The organism is Bacillus smithii (assembly GCF_001050115.1).
Taxonomy (GTDB): domain Bacteria; phylum Bacillota; class Bacilli; order Bacillales; family DSM-4216; genus Bacillus_O; species Bacillus_O smithii.
In genome coordinates this window covers 955,535-975,085 of the sequence record NZ_CP012024.1, presented here as the reverse complement: position 1 = coordinate 975,085, position 19,551 = coordinate 955,535, and the positions used below count along the sequence as shown (strand labels likewise).

Annotated in this window: 17 protein-coding genes; 3 read left to right on the top strand and 14 right to left on the bottom strand. The window is 40.4% G+C overall.

From position 1 onward, the window contains the following. Positions 1 to 307: 307 nt before the first annotated feature. From BSM4216_RS04605 to BSM4216_RS16865, 3 genes are all read left to right on the top strand, one after another. Complete coding sequence (locus BSM4216_RS04605; RefSeq protein ID WP_048622894.1) at positions 308 to 964, top strand: 5-bromo-4-chloroindolyl phosphate hydrolysis family protein; 657 nt, start codon at positions 308 to 310, stop codon at positions 962 to 964. Then, on the top strand, positions 961 to 2,145 hold the full coding sequence (locus BSM4216_RS04600) for a toxic anion resistance protein (RefSeq protein WP_048622893.1): 1,185 nt from the start codon (positions 961 to 963) through the stop codon (positions 2,143 to 2,145). Before BSM4216_RS04605 ends, BSM4216_RS04600 begins: the two co-directional genes overlap by 4 nt. 717 nt (positions 2,146 to 2,862) lie before the next feature. Continuing rightward, a complete protein-coding gene (locus BSM4216_RS16865) occupies positions 2,863 to 3,039 on the top strand; it encodes a hypothetical protein (protein ID WP_003353655.1) in 177 nt (58 codons plus the stop codon). Positions 3,040 to 3,190: 151 nt separating this feature from the next. Here BSM4216_RS16865 and pepF read toward each other — a convergent pair whose 3' ends face one another. The 14 genes from pepF to spxA form a co-directional block, all read right to left on the bottom strand. Further along, positions 3,191 to 5,008 carry an oligoendopeptidase F gene (gene pepF / locus BSM4216_RS04590; protein WP_003353656.1) on the bottom strand — a complete coding sequence of 606 codons (1,818 nt, stop codon included), beginning with the start codon at positions 5,006 to 5,008 and terminating at the stop codon, positions 3,191 to 3,193. A gap of 112 nt (positions 5,009 to 5,120) precedes the next feature. After that, the gene (locus BSM4216_RS04585) at positions 5,121 to 6,323 is read right to left on the bottom strand and encodes a competence protein CoiA (RefSeq protein WP_048622892.1); all 1,203 of its coding nucleotides are present in this window, start codon (positions 6,321 to 6,323) and stop codon (positions 5,121 to 5,123) included. A 124-nt stretch (positions 6,324 to 6,447) separates the two neighbouring features. After that, on the bottom strand, positions 6,448 to 7,107 hold the full coding sequence (gene mecA, locus BSM4216_RS04580; RefSeq protein WP_003353659.1) for an adaptor protein MecA: 660 nt from the start codon (positions 7,105 to 7,107) through the stop codon (positions 6,448 to 6,450). A gap of 395 nt (positions 7,108 to 7,502) precedes the next feature. Beyond that, on the bottom strand, positions 7,503 to 8,168 hold the full coding sequence (locus BSM4216_RS04570; RefSeq protein ID WP_048622890.1) for a YcnI family copper-binding membrane protein: 666 nt from the start codon (positions 8,166 to 8,168) through the stop codon (positions 7,503 to 7,505). Between the two features lie 15 nt (positions 8,169 to 8,183). After that, the gene (locus BSM4216_RS04565) at positions 8,184 to 9,833 is read right to left on the bottom strand and encodes a copper resistance CopC/CopD family protein (RefSeq protein ID WP_048622889.1); all 1,650 of its coding nucleotides are present in this window, start codon (positions 9,831 to 9,833) and stop codon (positions 8,184 to 8,186) included. Positions 9,834 to 9,861: 28 nt separating this feature from the next. Next, positions 9,862 to 10,434: a DeoR family transcriptional regulator gene (locus BSM4216_RS04560; RefSeq protein ID WP_048622888.1), complete on the bottom strand. Its 573-nt coding sequence runs from the start codon at positions 10,432 to 10,434 to the stop codon at positions 9,862 to 9,864. 919 nt (positions 10,435 to 11,353) lie between these two features. Next, positions 11,354 to 12,010, bottom strand: a complete 657-nt coding sequence (phoU, locus tag BSM4216_RS04555; RefSeq protein ID WP_003353664.1) for a phosphate signaling complex protein PhoU — start codon at positions 12,008 to 12,010, stop codon at positions 11,354 to 11,356. Positions 12,011 to 12,067: 57 nt separating this feature from the next. Beyond that, positions 12,068 to 12,841, bottom strand: coding sequence for a phosphate ABC transporter ATP-binding protein PstB (pstB, locus tag BSM4216_RS04550; RefSeq protein ID WP_003353665.1), 774 nt, complete (start codon positions 12,839 to 12,841; stop codon positions 12,068 to 12,070). Positions 12,842 to 12,866: 25 nt separating this feature from the next. After that, positions 12,867 to 13,670 (bottom strand): phosphate ABC transporter ATP-binding protein PstB, encoded by an 804-nt coding sequence (pstB, locus tag BSM4216_RS04545; protein WP_048624395.1) that lies wholly within the window; start codon positions 13,668 to 13,670, stop codon positions 12,867 to 12,869. Between the two features lie 75 nt (positions 13,671 to 13,745). Then, complete coding sequence (pstA, locus tag BSM4216_RS04540; RefSeq protein WP_048622887.1) at positions 13,746 to 14,630, bottom strand: phosphate ABC transporter permease PstA; 885 nt, start codon at positions 14,628 to 14,630, stop codon at positions 13,746 to 13,748. Then, positions 14,627 to 15,532 (bottom strand): phosphate ABC transporter permease subunit PstC, encoded by a 906-nt coding sequence (pstC, locus tag BSM4216_RS04535; RefSeq protein ID WP_048624394.1) that lies wholly within the window; start codon positions 15,530 to 15,532, stop codon positions 14,627 to 14,629. The genes pstA and pstC overlap by 4 nt, the downstream gene beginning before the upstream one ends. Before the next feature lie 83 nt (positions 15,533 to 15,615). Then, entirely contained in the window at positions 15,616 to 16,524 is a 909-nt protein-coding gene (locus BSM4216_RS04530; protein ID WP_048622886.1) for a phosphate ABC transporter substrate-binding protein, read from the bottom strand. Between the two features lie 215 nt (positions 16,525 to 16,739). Continuing rightward, positions 16,740 to 18,518 carry a two-component system histidine kinase PnpS gene (gene pnpS, locus BSM4216_RS04525; RefSeq protein WP_048622885.1) on the bottom strand — a complete coding sequence of 593 codons (1,779 nt, stop codon included), beginning with the start codon at positions 18,516 to 18,518 and terminating at the stop codon, positions 16,740 to 16,742. 240 nt (positions 18,519 to 18,758) lie between these two features. Beyond that, positions 18,759 to 19,154 carry a transcriptional regulator SpxA gene (spxA, locus tag BSM4216_RS04520; RefSeq protein WP_003353672.1) on the bottom strand — a complete coding sequence of 132 codons (396 nt, stop codon included), beginning with the start codon at positions 19,152 to 19,154 and terminating at the stop codon, positions 18,759 to 18,761. Between the last annotated feature and the right edge of the window lie 397 nt (positions 19,155 to 19,551).

The window sequence follows — 19,551 nt, the reverse complement described above, 5'->3', positions numbered from 1 at the left end:
AAGGATCACTTGCTTTTTATTTTTTATGAAGAAATTTTTCAAAATGCATTTTGAAGCAGTGTATGTACACGTTGCAAAGCATTGTGAATGAACGATCTTCTTTTACTTTACACCGTTTCCATTCCATCCTGCACAGAATTCCACCATGCTTTCCTCTCTCCCACTGAAGCCCACCCTCTTTTGGATTTTTTGTTTCTCATCATTATGAACATTTTGTTAATCTTTGATATAGTAGTGATGAATCCTTTTTTTCATTTGAATCGTATACAATAGAAGAACGACAAATATAGACAGGAGTTGCCGAAAAGTGAAATGGATTTTAGATCTCTTGATTCGGATTCTCATTACCATACCGTCGATGATCTTCATTTGGGCGCTCGTATATTTTCTGTTTCATCATTTATTTTGGTTATCATCGGCAGTTTCCATTTTTGCCGGTTTCGTGATCTACCAATGGCTAAAATGGATGATGACTGGAAAGTTTTTGAAACAGCAAGGTTTATCAAGAAAAGAATATCGCTTTATCCGCAAAAATTTAAAAGAAGCGAAGCTAAAAATGAAACGTCTTCAAAAAGCTTTTCTAAGTGTTCGCCAAATCGATACGTTCAGACTGTTTTATGACATGTACAAATTAGTCAGAAAAATATATAGTCTCATAAAAAAAGAACCGAAGCGATTTTATCAGGCAGAGTCATTTTTTTATGTTCATCTGGATTCAATGGTAGAACTCATTGAAAAATACGCCTTATTAAATACACAGCCCGTTCAAAATAAAGAAATGATACAAAGCGTTCAAGAAACGAAGCGCACTTTACAGGAATTGCATCATGTAGTGGAGAAAGATTTATATCAACTGCTTTCAAACGATATGGATGAACTCCAATTTGAACTGGAATATGCAAAACGCTCCCTCAGACATAAACACCCGCTCTCACGTCATGAAAGGAGAAACAGCACAAAATGACAGATGAAAAAAAATCGTTAACCCCTGAACATTCCAGTGATGGAATCGATGATTTACTTGCCAACCCTTTTGGAAGCAACGAATTTATATTGGATCAAAAAGAGAATCAAACGGAAGTCGGCCATAAAGCCGATTCTAACCGTTTAGTCGACATTTTGCCTGAAGAGCATCGTCAAAAAGCATATGAACTGAGCAAACAAATTGATCCCACCGATCATCGAGCCATCATTTTATACGGAACGCAAGCGCAATCTAAATTACTCCATTTCTCGCAAACGATGCTTGAACATGTACAAAATAAAGACATTGGCGAAATCGGCGATATTTTAAGCGAATTGATGCAAAAGCTTGAACAAGTAAAACCTGAAGAGCTGCAGCCGGAAAAGAAAAACTTTTTCCTGCGGATGTTTGGGAAAATTTCTCATTCGGTTCACGAAATATTATCCAAATATCAAAAAACGAGCGCTCAAATCGAACGCATTAGCGTGAAACTCGATCTTGCCAAACAAACATTGCTTCGTGATATCCAATTGTTAGAACAATTGTATGAGAAAAACAAAGACTATTTCCATGCTTTGAATATTTATATTGCGGCAGGCGAGTTAAAATTAGAGGAACTTCATACGAAGATCATTCCGGAACTGAGGAAAAAAGCGGAAACATCCGGCGACCAAATGGCTTATCAAGAAGTAAATGATATGGTGCAGTTCGCTGATCGACTGGAAAAACGTCTGCACGATTTAAAATTAAGCCGTCAAATTACGATCCAAAGTGCACCACAAATTCGATTAATTCAAAATACAAACCAAACATTAGCTGAAAAAATTCAATCCTCGATTATGACGGCGATTCCGTTGTGGAAAAATCAAATCGCGATTGCGTTAACGCTGATTCGCCAACGTCATGCAGTAGAAGCTCAAAAACAAGTCAGCAAAACAACGAATGAATTATTGCTGAAAAATGCTGAAATGCTAAAAGCAAACACCATCGAAACGGCTCAAGAAAACGAAAGAGGCCTCGTCGATATTGAAACACTGAAAAAAACTCAAGAAAACTTGATCTCGACATTAGAAGAAGTGTTGCACATACAACAAGAAGGCCGCGCCAAACGTTACAAAGTCGAGCAAGAGCTTTCCACAATGGAAAACGAACTAAAACAAAAGTTGCTGAATTTAAAGTGAAAAAATTAGAAGCGGGGAAACATCTTCCCCACTTTTTTATGAATGGAAACCTTTACGTGCAAGGTAGATACAAAATCAGCCTTTCATTGAACGAATGGACATAGCATTTCCACCATATCAACGAAGAATGTTCTCTCGGATAGCTCCTTTTAAAAATAAAGCCTAAAACAGTCTATGTCCGATCTTCCTAATACCGCCTTTCTCCCCTCCTATCGACTCCCCTCATCTAAAAATCTATTCGACTTACCTGTTCTCCAGCCTATTAGTACTTTCTATTCTTCCGTCCAAAAACAAACATTCATTCATTAAACAACAGCCATTCACCGGAGCTTTGTTGCCCCCAAAAAGTAGGATTAAAATGACCATAAGATGAAATGAACACTATTTTAGTAGATTTTCGTCAATGTCCATCACAAAGAGAAAAGGCCTTGCAATGACAAACTGCAAGGCCTTTTCTCGAACAAAGGGGATGGGAGAAATTTTTCACGGTCAAACAAAGGGGTATATGTTTGCTTGTGATCAACTTCACGTTTTTAATATATCAATTATTTTTTTAGTTTTCAAGAGTTTGCTCGAATTTTCACAGATTTGTCAAATTCCGAATAAATGTTAGAAAAAGAGCACATCAAGATGGGCTCTTCCCCTTATTCGAATGAATGGGATGCCCTTTTCATAATAATGAAATAGAGCAAAAAACAGCGAAGGAGGCTGTTTCGATTGAAAAAACTTCCCATTCTATTTCTTACCATTCTGCTTCTATTGACATTATTGATCAATTTGCTTGGACTTATGAAATTAGTACCCCTTTACATTACTTCCCCCATTTTATTTATTGTGATTTTTCTATTTATTAGTTATCTGAACGATCGAAAACGTTTTAAAGGATTTCGTTAAAAACTATGAATTTCTGCGGGGAAATGATGGAGAATTTCAAAGAAAGAAGTAATGTTTTCCCAATGCTCAATGGGACGTTCACCATCCCTGTTAATCGAAAATAACCATCAGCGGAGAGAAATCCCCACTGATGGCCGTTATTTCTCCTTTGTTATTGCTCTAATAATGATTCGAGTTCGGACAGCTTTTCTTCAAATACTTTCAAAGCCTGTTCAATTGGTTCAGGTGTCGTCATATCAACCCCTGCTTTTTTCAGCACTTCAATTGGATAATCGGAACTGCCCGCTTTTAAGAAATGATTGATGTAACGATCAACTGCCGGTTTACCTTCGGTTAATATTTGTGAACTTAGAGCTTGGGCTGCACTGAATCCAGTTGCGTATTGATATACGTAATAATTGTAGTAGAAATGCGGAATCCGCGCCCATTCTAAACCGATTTCTTCATCGATGGTCATCCCCGTGCCAAAATACTTCTTGTTCAATTCATAATATTCCTTAGTCAATAGCTCAGATGTCAATGCTTCGCCGTTTTGTTCCTTCTGATGGATAATATGTTCAAATTCAGCAAACATGGTTTGACGGAAGACTGTGCCTCGGAATCCTTCCAAATAATGATTCAAAATATACATCCGCTCTTTTTCGTCTTTCAACGTTTTCAATAAATACTCATTTAAAAGCGCCTCATTGCATGTCGAAGCAACTTCCGCCACAAAGATGGAATAATCGCCATACACAAACGGCTGATTTTTTCTCGTATAGTAGCTGTGAACGCTATGACCGAATTCATGTGCAAGCGTAAACAGATTGTTCACATTGTCTTGCCAATTCAAAAGAATATAAGGATTCGTTCCATAGGATCCGGAAGAATAGGCGCCACTTCTTTTCCCTTTATTTTCTACAACATCCACCCAACGATTCTCAAAGCCTTTTTTCAAGACATTCAAATAATCGTCTCCAAGAGGAGCTAAACCTTTCAATACATAGTCTTTGGCTTCCTCGTAAGTTACATTCAGATCGACATCTTGAACGAGCGGCGTATAAAGGTCATACATGTGAAGATCATCGAGTTGTAACACTTTTTTGCGCAAATCCACATAGCGATGAAGCAAGTGAAGATGTTTATTCACTGTCTCCACTAAATTATCGTACACTTTCTCCGGGATGTTGTTAGAAGAAAGAGCCGCTTGGCGGGCACTTTCATAATTACGAACCCTTGCATAAAAATTGTCTCGTTTTACTTGGCCGTTCAATGTGCTGGCAAATGTGTTTTGAAACTTTCCATATGTTTCATAAACCGCTTTAAAAGCTTCGCGGCGCACTCTGCGATCTTTTGATTCCAAAAATTGAATAAAGCGGCCATGGGTGATTTGCACTTTTTCCCCATTCTCGTCTTCAATGGCCGGAAACTCCAAATCGGCATTATTTAAAACGCCGAACGTATTGCTGGAAGCACTCATTACCTCTGAAGCTTGGGCCAACAACGCTTCTTGATCGGCATCAAGAACGTGAGGGCGCTCGCGGTTGATTTCTTCAATGGCGTGGCGATACAGTTTTAATTCTTCTTTTTCTTCTAAGAACTTTTCAAGTTTGCTTTCATCGATGCTCAATATTTCCGGAACGACAAAAGAAAGGCTGCTGGCTACTTGTGAATACAAGCTTTTCGCACGCGCATCCAGCCCCTGATAAAATGAATTTGTCGTATCTTCATCATATCTCATATGAGAATAGGCATATAATTTTCCCATCCTCAGCAGCAATTCATCTTGAAAAGTCAGGAGTTCATACAATTGATCTGCACTTTCTCCCAACTTTCCCTTAAAGGTAGCTGCTTTTTTCGCTAATTCTTTAACGGCTTCGAATTCTTTTTCCCATTCTTCATCGGAGGCAAATATATCTTCCAGCCTCCATTTCAGCTCTTCCGGCACTTCATTGCGAGAAGGCAACGTCTTTGCCTGTGTTTCTGTCATCAATATCCCTCCATCGAAAACGTCAGCATTCCATTCGTTTTTGTTCATCTCTTCGCATGAGAGTTTCACTATATATTTTACACTTATTGCCGAAATTATCCTGCTTGAGTGCTCAAATTTGGAGTGAATTTAATATAATCTCTTTATATTTGTTCAGCAATAGCCTCTCCTCTTGATACTGCTTGTCCACCGTGGAAGCGTCGATTGCTTTCTTTTGCACTTTAAATTTTCCTCCCCCTATATTCAGTAAAATATCCATGCTTGCAAGTAATTGAAAATATTGAAATACCGTCTTTTCTAGTGTTATCGGTTCAATAAGGGGAAACTCGCGAATCACCAACTCCCCTTTTTTTACACGTCTTAGTAAAACCACTAATCCTTGTTTAATATGAACGGTTTGACCGATCTTGACACGGTAAAGCAAATCGGACCATAAATAATATTGCCATTCGACGGGATGGCTTCGAATCCAGATGCTATGTTTGACGGGAAGTCCTATGCAAGAATGAAGAAGTTGAGGATTTTGGCCGTTGAAATAAACGGTTTTCAAAAACGGATCACGGAAAGCTTTGGAATAACGAATTTTACGGCTGATCCACCGTCGTTTTTCCTCAAGCCACTGAGCCATGGTAAAAAAGCGCGAGACACTCGGTTTACGTAGAGAGAACGGAAAAGCAAGCTGATCCATCAATAAGCTCACTTGTACGCCGAAAAATTTGACCGGCGAAAACGGAAAGAGGAAAAGATAAAAATGAAACATTTTCGTTTCTGGTTGGAAGGCAGGAAACCAATACCCCCAGTGCGGTGAGTATTGAAAAAACATTTGTTGAAAAGAAGTAAAAGAAAAAAGACGAAAACAATCTTGTGAAACGGTCTGACCTCCGTAAATCCAAAGCGGCTTTAAGCCGTGTTTTCGATAAAAGTCCGTTCGTTTTTGAAAAAGAGAGACAGAAAGGGGAGAACACTGGATTTCAATTGCCAAAGGCGGATTTTTCAAAAGCAAATCGGGGCGCTGCTGAATGGAGGGTAAATAAGCTTCTAATTGGACATCGAGTCGTTGATTTAGAAGCCATTCATAAAGAAGAAGTTTGCTCGATAAATGCCGTTCCGATTCCCGCTCAGAAGAAGCAGGACATTTTTGGTTGGAAATATGAGCAAAATGAGGGATCTTCGTTGAACCGATTTTTAATGTGAGCGGAGAGCGGCAACAAGGGCAATAAAAACGTTTTTCCTTTTTCCATCGCTTTAAAGCCTCCTTATCACGGCAAGACAATAAATGAACGGCTGTACCTTTTTCATCATAGGCAGTAAACACCTCCTCACCTCCCAACCTTAAGATTACGACATTCATGCTTCAAATCCCTGCGCCGTTTAAAAAACCGAAAAACCGTACAAAAAAACCGATTTCGTATGAAATCGGCATCATTTTGGACATACGGTTAAGAGAAATACTTTTGCAGTGTACGGAATACATCGTTTTCTATAATGACTTTTCCGTATTCCTCCAGAACATGGATCGTCGTATTGGTTTCTTTCCCAAATTCAAGCAAAATGCTTAAATAATTATCGATATCTTCTTCCGTAAACAATTCCTCAGGAAATTCGACATATACATAATATTTATCGTCATAGGCAAAAAGCTTTGTTTGCAAATTGTCCAGACCTGGCTGGGCAGCAAGTCCGATCAAGTCTTCAAAATCATTAAATACCAGCAAAAATTCTAAAGAATCTTCTTCATCACCGTCTAACGGTCGAATGTGGAAATGCTGGTCTAAAAGCTCTTCAAAACGCTCATCCATCGGGAATTCTCGCAGTTTCTCTTCTGGAATGGGCAATTCTAAACGTTGACCGTCTTTGGAGATTTGCGCTTTCGTCACTAAGATTTCAAGCCCTTTTTCCAAAGCTTGCACTTGGATCCAGAGCGGACCTTCCACAGCGAAATCTTCTTCCTCATGCACTTCATCCATTACTTCCCAAAAGAGTTCTTCACTGCGTTCCCGGTTATACCAGATTTCTTCGCGGTCAAAACCTCTTTCTTCTATATCAACATACGAAATGTAAAACTTGACTGTATTTTCATTTATACGTTCTATGTCCATTGATTACCTCTCCCTTCTGGATATAAGGTGATGAAGGGACTGCACCCCCGAGCACTGCTCTGTTCGTTGGTGATTGCATTACAATTATTTTTACCTTGTACTTCTATTTTATGATAAAACATCAGGAAAGGGAAATAAAAATCCCTCCCAATACGAAAATTCCTTGCTTTGCCTAAAACATAATGAACTGTGTTTTGTCATTCTATCTAAAATTTTTAAAATATTCAAGTGGAAATGATTGATTTGACCTAAATGAATTTTCTTTTTTAGAAAGAACAACAAATTAGCATAAAAAACCGTTCGTTCCACACGCTTTAAAAAAGAATGATCCAATCTCTTCCCTTCTTTATATTCAAAAGGGACAGGCATCCCCTGTCCCTTTTAAAAAATACTTGTTATGAGCGTTTTTTTCGACTTGCCACTATCAAGGCTATCAAGGAAAGGACAACAGCAGCGATCGACAGCACGACAGAAACGGTTTCTGCGGACGACCCATTGTGATCTGTTTGTTTTTTCTCATCGGAAGGAGATGTAACAGATGAATCATGGTCGTGACCTTGCTCATCGGATTGCACCGTTTTTTGCGGCGATGCTGTAATTTCCGTTACAGAATGCGGTGTATCTGTGTTTTCCGCTCCTGTCCACTCTACAATGCTTCCATCCTTATAATATTGATACGCATTCCACGCCACTTTCGTTTCCTTATCCGGATTCTTGGCGATAAATTGAAATTGCTCAAATTGTCCCGGCAATATTCCATTGCCTTTCGCTTCCCAAGTCACCGTATTGACTTTTCCGGAAGAATCTTTTTCTGTTTTTATATTCCAGTTTGGATCCGGCTGATAAGACTCAAACTCCACTCCTGCCGGTATTTTTAAAACCACTTTCGTTGTAGGAACATTTTTTTCAACCGGAATTTTGATCGTATACGTTTCCCATCCTCCCGGTGTGGATACTTTTGGATTCACTGTCACATGGGCGCTGGCCATGCCGTTGAAAAAGAAAAAGGTTGCCGCAAGCAACAAAGCCGTTTTACTGATCTTACGAATCCATTGTTTCATCTTAACCACTCCTTTTTATTTTTTATCGCTTATATAAAGTTGAAAATCAGCATCAATCGAATCAAACGTTTGGGTCAAACCATGAATGTGTATTTTCCAATCCCCTTCCATAGGGATCGTTCCAGTTACATAGCCGGATCCCATGGATTTGGTTGGTACTTGAATCGTTGTATTTCCCATATCCATATCTAATGAATTCAATGTCATCACCACTTGCTGAAGCCCTTGAACGGATTTCCCTTGATTATTAACAATATTGATATAAAATGAATTTTTCCCAACGTCAGCTGGGTCTACTTTCAAAGAAACTACATAGCCGTTTTCTGTTTTCTTTGTTTCATGAAAAGCTCCATTTGCCTCGAAGGCAGTAGGCATATTGGCCAACATGGCGGCAACGGCTAACGTCAAAATTCCGACGGAGAATTCTATCCAAACCGTCCGCCCTAATATTTTTTCTTTTTTTCTGCCTCGAACCCAATGATAAGCAGCAAACGCCATGATCACTACAAATAAAAAGACTTTCGCCAGAAAAAAGCGGCCATATGTCGTTGAAATAACGGAATGCCAGTTAGGAATATGAATCGAGCCGCTGTAAAGTCCCGTTGCAAGAATAATCGCTGAAATGACCATACCCCAAACGGAAAAACGATGAATGGCCTTCCAATAAGAAGACTTATGATCTTCTTGATCCTGTTGAGACAAACTGGCCGGCAACAGAAAACAGATGGACAACAACGATCCGAGCCAAATCGATGCTGCGGCTAAATGGAGAAAGTCAGCCATTAACGCCAACAATCGATGTTCAGCTGTGGCCGCATGTCCAATGAATGCCTTTGTTAAAAGCAGTCCGAACCCCACCATCCAAGAAGCGATCAGCCAGCCGCTGCGGTCATGGCGCAAAGCCTTTATCAGAAAAAGATACAGAAAGATTAAAAGGATCCATTGCGCTAAAAAAACAGGTCCGAAATTCGTATAAAATAGTGTATTTTTGACATATGAAAACTGAAAAGCGTTCAACCAGCTTACATCGGCGTCCAATTTTGCCTGCAACGGCAAGGAAAGGAGGATGCTGACAGTTATTCCGACAGCCGATATCCAAACTAGCAAATTCCTGCGGCTGAGAAATGATTCGAGGCTATTTTTTCGAGGGGGCAAAATACATAACTGAAAAAAGATCACCCCGATCAATAGAGCATAACTCACATACTGCAGCCATCGAATTAAAATCATATCCGCTTTTGGAAAGTATCCTTTTGTTTCGTTTGCCAACGGTGCATTGCTTTGGCTTCCGTCTCCGATCCGGAATGGAATCGTCCCCTCCACAGGATGCCCATCGCCGGAAATCACTTTCCAACGGATCACGTATGTACCTTTTGGTAGATTCTTTTTTAAGCTGGCTGTCAATATAGAAGGATGGTTTTTCTCAACATGTCCGTCCCCCCTGTCGACTCTTTTTCCTTTCTCATCCAATACTTTCAATGAATGAAAAACGGGCTGTACGGCTTCATTAAACGTAATTTTTACATTAGCTGGTCCCTTATCCAATACCTCATTCTCTGACGGGGAAGATTGAATGATATAGGCATGAGCCTGCGACAACGAAGGATGAAAAACACACAGCATAAAAATAATGAATATCGCTAAACCGATTTTTATACTTTTCAAAGTCTCCAACTCCCAATGTGATCATGCCTTAATCGCAGCAGCTTGAGCTGAAACCTTTCATTTTTCGTTGAATATTTTGGATGGCTTCGTCAAAGGTATAAATTTGCCCGCCAAAACCTGTTTGAAATTGTCTAATTTGTTTCAGTGATTGAAAAACAAGGACTTGAGGATAGCAGCAATGCATATCAATATCGGCATCCATTAAATAGAAAGCTGTTTTAGCGCTGATAGTCGTATCGTTGAGAAAATCCTTGCAAAGAATTTGCGAAACGTCTTCTTCGATATCGTCATATCTCAACAGTCCGCAATGTGGACAGCAAGTTTCTTCAATACGCTGGTCCACCCTGATAATTTGGACACTATGCCGGCTAGTGGATGGTTTATGACAATAAGAACAGATGTTGTGAGACGGTTGCGTCTCTTTTCGTATTGTAATCCCTCTCGAAGTTTTCACAATCTTTTTCTGATCCATTAATGCATTGATGTCCCTATAAACAGTCATTTCTGAAACGTTTAACCTCTTGCTTATTTCCGCTACACTTAAAAATTCTTCCGTCTCAAGCCATTTTACAATTTGCCGCTGTCTTTCAACCGGAATCATACAATTCCTCCTTCCTTTTCAAAGGTAGCTTTCTTTTCCCCACATTTCAATATGTATGATCAAAAATATGTGAAAAAATGATGAAATTTTTTATTTTCTCACATATTTTCACATAACTTTTTGTTTCAATCAACCAACACTAGAATTTTTTCATTCTCCTTAAAGAAATCAGCTATTGGATTCCTTTCATTTTGCTTTCAAATCCTAAGTTTTCCAAAATCGAGTAGGAGGGAGCGATTAACTCCCGTCCTCTCACACCACCGTACGTACGGTTCCGTATACGGCGGTTCAATTAAGATAATTGACGCAAGTCTTTATAACTTCCGTGAATAGCTGTTCTCTTTATGCCAGTGGTCACTCCACCCTCCAAGAGGTCTCCCACGGGATTCACCGCTTCCTCCCTCAAGTGAGGTACTACGTTTTCTGTGTTCATCATGACTCACTGAATACCAAGGGCTATTCTCTCTTAATTGTTCGGTCCTTCTTAGTTGTTCTAGACCAACTAATACTATGACCTCTGCTGACTTCTGACGGTTCAGCTACTTATCACTAAGTAGGTTATGAAGAGTACTTCACATATCCGCCAGACCTCCCCGGGTAAGTACATGCACTTTCACACCATCTATCCGCCTCATTTACTCGATATGACCTTCGACAGAAAGAGCTTTGTTTTGTTATGCAAACTCACTCAATCATACCTAGCCTTATATGAGGTTCGTGTTCCTCGGACCGGTGTTTTGCCTCCAGCTTCCTTCAGATTCCGCGTCACCACGGACACCCTTGCTCTTGGCTAACCTCTACTTCTGTCTTCGGGGTTCGGGACTTACACCCTATAGTTCATGTACATGCCGGGCGCACATAAAAAAGCACGCTTTTTAATCAGCATGCTTTAAAGATTTATTGCTTCACAATGGTGCTGCTATTTATTTAATTCGACGATGGTACCTGTCTTCAAATACACAATCCATTCGCAAATATTTGTCACATAATCTCCGATTCGTTCCAAATGCTGAGCAGCAAGCAGGAGATGCGACGCTTGATGAATTTGTGATTGATTTTGTTTCATGTCTTCCACTAAATCTAATACAATCTGTGAAAAATAACGGTCTACCATGTCGTCCCTTTCGGACACTTTCACCGCCGTCAGCTCGTTTAAGGAAATATAGGCTTCAAGCACTTCGTGAACCATTTCTTTCACACATTCTGCCATTTGGGGGATTTTAATGAGCGGTTTTAAATAAATTTCATTTTCCAAACGGATGGTGATTTTTGCAATGCTCACTGCATGGTCAGCCATCCGTTCCAAATCGGTTGCCACTTTCAACATGGTCGCAATCTTCCTTAAATCAGTGCCAACCGGCTGCTGCGTTGCGATCAACTCAAAGCATTTCTTTTCAATTTCAATTTCATAATCATTGATCTTCGGATCGTTATGGATGACATTTGTTGCTTGCTCCGAATCTTTTTCGACCAGCGAATGCACGCTTTTAAAAATCGCTTCTTCCACCAGAAGTCCCATTTTTAACAACGTCTCATGCAGCTCCTGCAAACGAATTTCAAATAATTTTCTAGGCACTTTAGCCGAACCCCCTATCCTTTTTCTCGACCGTTTTTGTCCTGTCTGAAAAATAAATCATCCAAAACGACCGGAAATATAGTCTTCTGTCTCTTTTCTTTGTGGATTAGTAAAAATCGTTTCCGTATCGTTAAATTCAACAACTTGACCATTTAGGAAAAAGGCCGTTTCGTCCGAAACACGCGCCGCCTGTTGCATATTGTGCGTCACTATCACGATGGTGTAGGACTTTTTCAACTCTAAAATCAATTCTTCTATTTTTGCAGTAGAAATAGGGTCCAACGCGGAAGCCGGTTCATCCATTAAAATGATCTCCGGTTCGACCGCAAGCACCCTCGCTATGACCAAACGCTGCTGTTGTCCACCTGAAAGTCCCATGGCGGAAGTATGAAGGCGGTCTTTAACCTCATCCCATAAAGCAGCATATCGAAGACTTTTTTCCACTATTTCATCTAAGTCGCGAGTCTTTTTTATTCCATGGATCCTTGGTCCATAGGCAACATTGTCATAAATGGACATAGGAAACGGATTGGGCCGCTGGAATACCATGCCGACACGTTTCCTTAATTGAACGACATCTGTTTTAGGGCTGTATATTGGTTTTCCTTCAATGATGATATCCCCTTCGACGCGAAATCCAGCTATTTGATCGTTCATACGGTTCAAAGTACGCAAAAAAGTGGATTTGCCGCATCCGGATGGACCAATCAGTGCAGTAATATGATGTTTTTTCACTTCAAAATGAATGTTTTTCAACGCATGGAAGTCACCATAATAAACATTGACATTACGGGCCTGAATAATGGATTGTTGTTGGGTCGCAATGGCCATCTTGTTCTCTCCTCCGATTGAAACTTTAACCGAAATTTCCAGTAATATAGTCTTCCGTTTGCTTCTTTTTCGGGTTTGTAAAAAGTTCTGTTGTTTCCCCGAATTCAACGAGTTCCCCCATATAAAAGAAGGCCGTATAATCGGAAATCCGTGCGGCTTGCTGCATATTGTGCGTCACAATGATCACCGTGTAATCTTTTTTCAATTCTTCGATTAATTCTTCTACCTTGCCCGTTGAAACAGGATCAAGTGCCGAAGCCGGTTCATCCAGCAATAAAACGTCTGGCTCCATCGCTAAAGCTCTTGCTATGCATAACCGTTGCTGCTGGCCTCCTGATAAAGCCAACGCGGAACGATGAAGCCGGTCCTTCACTTCATCCCACAATGCTGCTTTCCGTAAGCTTTTTTCAACGATTTCCTCTAACAGCTGTTTATTTTTGACGCCATGGTGCTTCGGTCCGAAAGCCACATTCTCAAAAATGGATTTAGCAAAAGGATTAGGCCGTTGAAATACCATTCCAATCCTTTTCCGGATATCAAATACATTCGCTTGCGGATGATTTAAATCGATGCCTCTGTATAAAATTTCTCCTTCTATTCTGCATCCGGGAATTTCATCATTCATACGGTTTAAACTTCGCAAATAGGTGGATTTGCCGCATCCAGATGGACCGATAAGAGCCGTTACCCGATTTTCCATAAAAGAGGCGCTGACATTCTTGATCGCCAGATGGTTTCCGTAAAAAACACGTAAACTATTCGTTTTTAAAACGACGTTTTCACTCTTTAATTGATTTTCAGAACTGCTGTTGGGGACTGTCATTTTCATAACTCCTGAGCGAACGTTGCTGCTCGCTTTATTTTCTTTCATCAGTGTTGTCGTCGCCATTCTGTTCTTCCTCCCTTAGCTTGATGTCATCCGCCGATAAATTCTTTTTCCAATCCAACGGGCGCTGACATTAAAGACTAATATAAATAACACAAGCACAGCAGAAGCCCCGCTAGATACGGCATTAACATCCGGTATCACCGCTTCGCCGTTTACTTTCCAAATATGGACAGCCAGAGTTTCAGCAGGACGCAGCGGATTTAACGGAGAGGTTGGGCTGAATGGATTCCAATTGGTAAAATCCAGATTAGGAGAACTCATTCCTGCGGTATAAATGAGAGCGGCCGCTTCACCGAAAACTCTTCCTGATGCCAAAATAATACCGGTAATGATTCCAGGCAGTGTAGCCGGCAGCAAGACGTGTTTAATCGTTTCCCATTTGGAAACGCCGAGGGCTAGACCTGCTTCTCTTTGTGAAGATGGAACTCCCCTTATCGAATCTTCCACTACCCGCACCATAAGAGGCAAATTAAACAATGTTAATGCTAATGCACCGGATAAGATGGAAAATCCCCAGCCCATCGAAATCACAAAAAAGAGAAAACCAAACAATCCTACTACGATGGACGGTAAAGACGATAGTACTTCGATGACCGTTCTCAAAATATTCGTCCATATATTTTTTTTCGCATATTCCGCCATGTAAATTCCGGCACCAAGTGACAGAGGGATACTAATGAGCATCGTCAACACCAGTAGATAAAGTGAGTTAAACAACTGAGGTCCAATTCCGCCGCCCGCTTGAAAACTTTCCGGAGGCGATGTAATAAAATGCCAGGAAATATGCGAAAGACCTTTTAGCAATATATAACCAAGAAGCCCTGCCAACAGAAGCACGAGCAATAGCGCGATGATATAAAATACAACCGTTGCTACACGATCAGCTATTTTCGCTTTCATTCAAAAGTCCTCCTGCGTCCCAAAATCCTTACAATCATAATAAAAATTAAAGACATCAATAATAAGATGAGCGCCAAAGTCCACAACGCATTATTCTCCACTTGGCCCATAACGGTATTTCCCATACCCATTGTCAAAATACTCGTCAAGGTGGAAGCTGGTTCCATCAACGATTTTGGAATCACGGCCGAGTTTCCGATGACCATTTGAACAGCCAAAGCTTCTCCAAACGCACGAGCCATTCCAAAAATCATAGCTGTCAAAATGCCAGGGCGCGCTGTCCTGAGTACTACCTTATAAATGGTTTGCCATCTTGTGGCCCCCAATGCGAGCGATGCTTCCCTTAACGAAGCCGGAACCGCCAGAATGGCATCCACCGATAAACTCATCATCGTCGGCAAAATCATGACGGTCAATACGATCGTCGCCGCGGCAATACCAAATCCGCTGCCTGAAAAATGATCTCTTAAAAAAGGGACTACCAAGCTTAATCCAGTAAATCCATAAACTACGGAAGGAATACCGACCAATAATTCAATGACCGGCTGCAAAATTCTTTTCCCAAATTTCGGGGAAATTTCCGTCATAAACACAGCCCCGCCGATAGCAAATGGAGCGCAAATTAAAGCAGAAAACAGTGTGACGGCAAACGATCCTGCAATCATCGGCAATGCGCCGACTACCGGTTTCCCTTCCTTATCCAGCTTCCCCGGATCCCAATCTTTTCCAAAAAGAAAGTCGGTAATGCTTGCTTTATTGATGACAAACGTGCTCAATCCTTTTGATGTCACAAAATACAACATAGAGGCCGCCACAAAAACCATAAAGGCGACGCATAAAAGTGTCACCATTCTCCCGCGCCGCTCAATCCATATTTTTGATTTCGCACGAGCACTCTTCATTTTTGTCCACTCAACTACTCTGTCGCTCAATTCGGTTTCCCCTTTCCAATACAAGTAAGAAAAAGGGAGAGACCCCCCAAAAATTATTTTTGGGTGATCGTTCCCTTTGCATCACGTTCAACTTTCATTCCGGATACCGGTATATAACCTAATTTTTTAACAAGGCTGTTTTGAACATCATCGGACATCATATAATCAAGAAAATCTTTTGTTAATCCGGATGGTTCGCCATTTGTGTACATATGTTCATATGCCCAGATTTTCCATTTTCCTGATTCTACATTTTGTTCCGTCGGTTCAACCTCGTCCACTTTTAAAGCAGTCATTTGATCGTTGAAGTAAGAAAATGCTAAATAACTAATTGCTCCTGGAGTTTCGCTAACGATTTTTTGAACCGTTCCTGAAGAATCTTGTTCTTGGGATTTAATCGGTGTTGCTCCATCCAATGCCGTTTTTTCAAACACAGCTCTTGTTCCAGATCCTTCTGCACGGTTGATGACAACGATTTTTTGATCTTTACCGCCAACTTCTTTCCAGTTTTTCACTTTTCCAGTAAAGATGTCGATTAATTGTTTTTTCGTCAGATTATCTACACCCACATCTTTATTGGCAACGGGCCCCATTCCTACAACAGCGACTTTATGATCAACTAGTTTGCTGGCGTCAATACCGTCTTTTTCTTCAGCAAACACGTCGGAGTTCCCAATATCGACAGCACCTTCTTGCACTTTGCTTAAGCCTGTTCCGCTTCCTCCGCCTTGTACATTGATCGTTGTACCGGAGTTTTTATTCATATATTCAGTAGCTGCTTCTTGTACAAGAGGTTGTAATGCAGTAGATCCTACCGCTGTAATGGAACCAGATTGGGCTGTTCCATTGTTATTGTCGGTTTTGCTAGTGCCGGCATCCTTGTTTGAATTGTTGCCGCATCCTGCTGCCGCGAAGGCAAATAGCAGTACCATTGTGAACAATGCGATAAAACTTTTTCTCATTTTTTTCCCCCTATGAATTAATAAGGTTCTGTTCTCTCTTACAAGTTTTAAGATAATGGGGCGGTATTAAGCCTGTATTAATAGAATGTTAAGAAATTGTAAAGACGGTCATATTTATTGTTTTGAAGCTGTAAAACTAAGGTCTTATCTATGATCAAAAGCGATTAAATGTAATGAAAAAACCGCACCATGAATGAGATGGGTGCGGTTCATAGTTACGATTTTATTTGCTTTTTCGGCAAAGTAATGGTGAATGCCGTCCCTTTTCCTTCCTCGCTTTCTACTTGAATAGTGCCATGATGGGACTCCACTAAATGCTTGACAATGGCGAGACCAAGACCTGTTCCTCCAGACTGACGAGATCTTGCTTTATCCACGCGGTAAAAACGTTCAAAGATCCTAGGCAAATCTTGCTTGGAAATGCCGATTCCCGTATCTCTTATGACAATGTCCACTTCTTTTTCTCTTTCATGCAGTTCTATATCGATGTACCCGCCTTCAGGTGTGTAAGCCGCGGCATTCGTTAAAAGATTTAATATGATTTGCTGCAGCCGATCTTTTTCCGCTTCGATCACCACTTCTTTATGATCCGGAAGACTCAGATGAAGCCGTTTTTTATGAATCGTCTCTTGGATGGTTTCCGCTGTCTCGTTAATAACCTGTGATACGTTGAGAGGCTCAGGCTTTAAAGGCAATCTCTGCTGTTCAATTTTGGATAAATCCAGAATGTCTGAAATTAAGCGATGCAGCCGGTCACTTTCATCATAAATGATTTTTAAAAAAGTACGGCAAGTTTCTTCATCATACATGGCCCCGTCTAACAAAGTTTCCGCAAATCCTTTTAATGAAGTCACCGGTGTTTTTAATTCATGGGAAACATTGGCTACGAACTCGCTGCGGATTTTTTCGAGCCGGCGAATGTCTGTAATATCGTGAAGAACGGTTATGACTCCTTTTACTTCTTCATGATCGCCCACATATGGGGCAATATGCGCATCCAGTATCCTTTCTTTCGGATAATAAATATGCACTTCTTCATGAATGTGCACTCCTTCTTTTAATGAACGGTCTATCAGCTGGCTAAGACCAAAGTTTTTCCCCGCTTCGATATGAAGCTTTCCAATTAAATTTTCAGAAGAAGCACCGATAATTTTTTCCATCGCCCTGTTGACAAGAGTAATTCTTCCAGCAGGGTTAATGAGCATGACGCCGCTTACCATATTAGCCAATACCCCAGTCAGCCGCTGCTGGTTTTCACGGATTTCTTCCATCTGCTGCTTTAAACTGATGGCTAAGTCATTGATCGCATTCACGAGCTGTTTCAACTCGCCGCTCGCCTTTGTTTTCACTCTGCTGTCATAATCTTTTTCAATTAGGCGATTCGCAACTTGAATGCTCGCTTCAATCGGCCGTGTAAACCGTTTAGCCATTCTGAATCCGATGAATCCGGAAACCGTTAAGGTCATCACCATGGCCAAACCGAGACTGATCCATAGTTGATCGAGCGTGTGTTCAATTTTTTTTAAAGTAACGGAAATCCGTACAACGCCAATGGACTTTCCGTCTTTTTGGATCGGTTTCGCTATGTAAATCATGCTATAGCCAAGCGTCGGGCTGCGGCGAATAGATTCCCCATATGAACGATGTTCGCGAATCACTTCACGAAATTCGGGACGGTTTGAATGATTTTCCATTTTGCGAGGATCACGGTCGGAGTCTGCAAGCACTTTCCCATCTGCTCTAATAATCGTGATCCGCGGATCGTGATAATAATAATAGTGGTGAATATAGTTTTGAAGCTCATTTGAATGTTGAAACATGGACTTGGTGTCAACCGTTTTGACAATGATATCAGCGGTCTGGGACAATTGGTTTCGGATCATATCCATGTAAGTATTTTTCATGATGTCCGCAATGACAAACCCAATCCCAAGGAGAACGGCCAACAAAAGCGCAAAAAAGGTTAAGAAGATTCTAAGCCAAAGTTTATTCATGTGGATGTCTTTCTCCTTTGTCCAATGAAAATTGCCTCTTTTTCTTGTTCTTTTTGTCTATTATAATGGGATCGAAAGAAAATGATTCTTCATCTTGACCACCTTATCCATTTATGATTACCATCCATTGTATAATTCTTGGAGTCACATGTCACTAGGATATGGAAAAGCTCACAAAAATAGGGCTGATTTTCTTAAAGAAAACCAGCCCTATCGAAAAACGTCTATCGAAGCAAAAGCTTAGTTCACCATTTTTTGAGCTTCCAACAATTGGAATGTCCGTACTTTTCTAGGTAAAAAGCGTCGAATTTCATCTTCGTTGTATCCCACTTGAAGGCGCTTTTCATCCATAATAATCGGTCTTCTTAACAGACCAGGGTTAGCCTGGATCAATTCAAACAAATCTTGAAGCGGAAGAGCGTCCAAATCAACGTTTAATTTTTGGAATATTTTCGAACGGGTAGAGATGATCTCATCCGTTCCATCTTCCGTCATTCTTAAAATACTTTTAATTTCTTCAATGGTGAGAGGTTCGGAAAAAATATTTCGTTCCGTATATGGAATATCATGCTTTTCCAACCATGCTTTTGCTTTTCGGCAAGATGTACAACTTGGTGAAGTGTATATTGTTACCATTCCTCAATCACACTCCTTAAATTTTAATAATACTTGCTTCATCTTGAGGAATATCAATAAATGAATATTTTAAAGATAAAATAATTTTGGAGCGAAGATACATTATGTATTATACACCATATTCAATATTTTTGATATAGATTTCCTAAAATTCTCTAAAATATTCTTTTTCTTTCCTTCCTCATTCATTATTGTCCGGCAAGATATACGGATGACAGACAGAATTCGATTCCTCTTTACTTCAGCCATTCACATTTTCCAATCGAGTAGGGAAGGTGGCGCAGTTCTTGTTGATTTCGTCCATCACTGGCGTTTACTCTTTTACATTTGGCAGAAATCCAGCAAAATCCATCTAAAGCTTAAAACAAATCTTACTTACTATAAAAAGAAGTATCCC

What these genes read in the sequence shown, in the direction of transcription:
- BSM4216_RS04600 (WP_048622893.1), top strand. Translation starts at nt 961, where the DNA reads ATGACAGATGAAAAAAAATCGTTAACCCCTGAACATTCCAGTGATGGA.
- pepF (WP_003353656.1), bottom strand. Translation starts at nt 5,008, where the DNA reads ATGACAGAAACACAGGCAAAGACGTTGCCTTCTCGCAATGAAGTGCCG.
- mecA (WP_003353659.1), bottom strand. Translation starts at nt 7,107, where the DNA reads ATGGACATAGAACGTATAAATGAAAATACAGTCAAGTTTTACATTTCG.
- BSM4216_RS04570 (WP_048622890.1), bottom strand. Translation starts at nt 8,168, where the DNA reads ATGAAACAATGGATTCGTAAGATCAGTAAAACGGCTTTGTTGCTTGCG.
- BSM4216_RS04560 (WP_048622888.1), bottom strand. Translation starts at nt 10,434, where the DNA reads ATGATTCCGGTTGAAAGACAGCGGCAAATTGTAAAATGGCTTGAGACG.
- pstB (WP_003353665.1), bottom strand. Translation starts at nt 12,841, where the DNA reads ATGGCCATTGCGACCCAACAACAATCCATTATTCAGGCCCGTAATGTC.
- pstB (WP_048624395.1), bottom strand. Translation starts at nt 13,670, where the DNA reads ATGAAAATGACAGTCCCCAACAGCAGTTCTGAAAATCAATTAAAGAGT.
- pstA (WP_048622887.1), bottom strand. Translation starts at nt 14,630, where the DNA reads ATGAAAGCGAAAATAGCTGATCGTGTAGCAACGGTTGTATTTTATATC.
- pstC (WP_048624394.1), bottom strand. Translation starts at nt 15,532, where the DNA reads ATGAAGAGTGCTCGTGCGAAATCAAAAATATGGATTGAGCGGCGCGGG.
- BSM4216_RS04530 (WP_048622886.1), bottom strand. Translation starts at nt 16,524, where the DNA reads ATGAGAAAAAGTTTTATCGCATTGTTCACAATGGTACTGCTATTTGCC.
- pnpS (WP_048622885.1), bottom strand. Translation starts at nt 18,518, where the DNA reads ATGAATAAACTTTGGCTTAGAATCTTCTTAACCTTTTTTGCGCTTTTG.
- spxA (WP_003353672.1), bottom strand. Translation starts at nt 19,154, where the DNA reads ATGGTAACAATATACACTTCACCAAGTTGTACATCTTGCCGAAAAGCA.